3 protein-coding genes are annotated in these 1445 nt (G+C 53.6%); all 3 read right to left on the bottom strand.

Annotated elements, in window-relative coordinates:
• The coding region (locus tag LRA98_RS12770) for a hypothetical protein (protein WP_238634265.1) at nt 1–240 on the bottom strand (240 nt) is incomplete at its 3' end.
• A 97-nt stretch (nt 241–337) separates the two neighbouring features.
• Entirely contained in the window at nt 338–793 is a 456-nt protein-coding gene (locus LRA98_RS12765) for a hypothetical protein (protein ID WP_238634266.1), read from the bottom strand.
• Nucleotides 794–837: 44 nt separating this feature from the next.
• Nucleotides 838–1445 (bottom strand): hypothetical protein (locus tag LRA98_RS12760; RefSeq protein ID WP_238634267.1); only part of this gene is annotated, 608 nt, incomplete at its 5' end.

Here is a 1445-nt window from a genome sequence, read left to right as displayed (position 1 = left end):
TACAAACTGACCAACCACCGCCATCAACAAGGCCGCATCTTGGCTCTTACGGCCTTCTCGTGAATAAAACAGGAGGATGACCCCGATAGGCACGGAGACCTCTGACCTCGAAATAACTGTATGCCGCACCAAGGAACGCGCTGATGAGCCAACGAAATCGCTCCCGGTTTGGCTCATTAGAGGCGAGTCCAAGAAAGTACTCGCATTCGTGTATTTTGTCGGACGGATCCGCAATTGCATCCATCCGAAGTTCCTTAACCCACTCGGGAAGATCGGCCATTAGCGCACCCAACGAGAACGCTCAGGCGCCACGCGGTTGAGCGCCGCGAGCGGCATGTCATATAGAATGCACCTCGTATTTTCTCGCATCGATTTCCATTGGGGCATCTCGGTATCCGTGCCTAGCGACCTGTCTTAGGTACATCGGGAGAAAGCCGCTAATGCCGTCATTCGACTCGTACTGATATACGTGGCGACACTCGTGGGATACAAGCCGGGTCGTCTCATGACCAGCGACTATGAACACTGCGTAGCCGAGCGTCAGACCAATCATTTCGGGGCCAAGTAACCCGGTTGCATCCGCTGCTGCACTTAGGTCAGGGTCCCTGGGCCGAGGCAAGCTGTCAACCGCGAGGATTCGGACCGATTCTGGCGCCATGACGCCTACGTGGCGGGCGACGTCAATCATCTTTTCGGAAAGCGGCTGTCCGTTCTCAAGTGCGTGCGCCTGCTGTTGTTCTGCCCATTCGACGGCCTTGGGGAGTAGGCGTGGTAGTTCTGACTCGAGATCCATTGCTAGCACTCCATATAACGGCGCCTTGTTAGCCGCATACAAAATCATACAACCGTAGACAGATACTTCGTGATCGGGTCTGCAGGCATACCCTGCGTGTGTTTTGCGAATTCACTTTGTCTTGGCGCTCGGCTGACGACACTGCTGCATGTGCGGTCGTAGAAGAATGCGGGACTGTAGTTTCGGTCGATGAACCTGTTCTTGAACGGATTCAGCATAGCGTTGTTGCCGCCCCAGCCGAACCAGACAAACGGAACGGTTCCTTTCTCGGACTCGCAAATTGGTGGATGCGTTAACTGTGAAGCGATCTTTGCTGCTTGATTCAGATCTTTTCCGCAGACATAAAACAAGTTCCAGATCCGTACAAACGCATTTGGGGGCACTTGTTTAGTTGCCAGCGCGAATGCCTCAGTAAATCGATTCCCAACGGTGGGCAGCATCTTGTCGCTCCGCAGTTCAAGTGGACCCAATTTCCCTAGGCTACTTGGCATAGCTGAACCTGGATTCTTACCAACCATGGCGCCCACACAAATGCTGTCCTTGTTTTGATTGTAAGAGCCAAGATAGATGCGCGTGTCGAAACGGAAAAGAACACCCTCTACCTCTTCGAACCTTGCAACGTACTCCACGATGCCTCCCTTTGCCGCTAACG

It is taken from the genome of Halorhodospira sp. M38 (genome assembly GCF_022227985.1).
Taxonomy (GTDB): domain Bacteria; phylum Pseudomonadota; class Gammaproteobacteria; order Nitrococcales; family Halorhodospiraceae; genus Halorhodospira; species Halorhodospira halophila_A.
This window is presented reverse-complemented; position numbering and strand designations above follow the sequence as displayed.

Bases quoted from the DNA above. Each gene is read 5' to 3' on its own strand.
- LRA98_RS12765 (WP_238634266.1), bottom strand. From the start codon at position 793: ATGGATCTCGAGTCAGAACTACCACGCCTACTCCCCAAGGCCGTCGAA.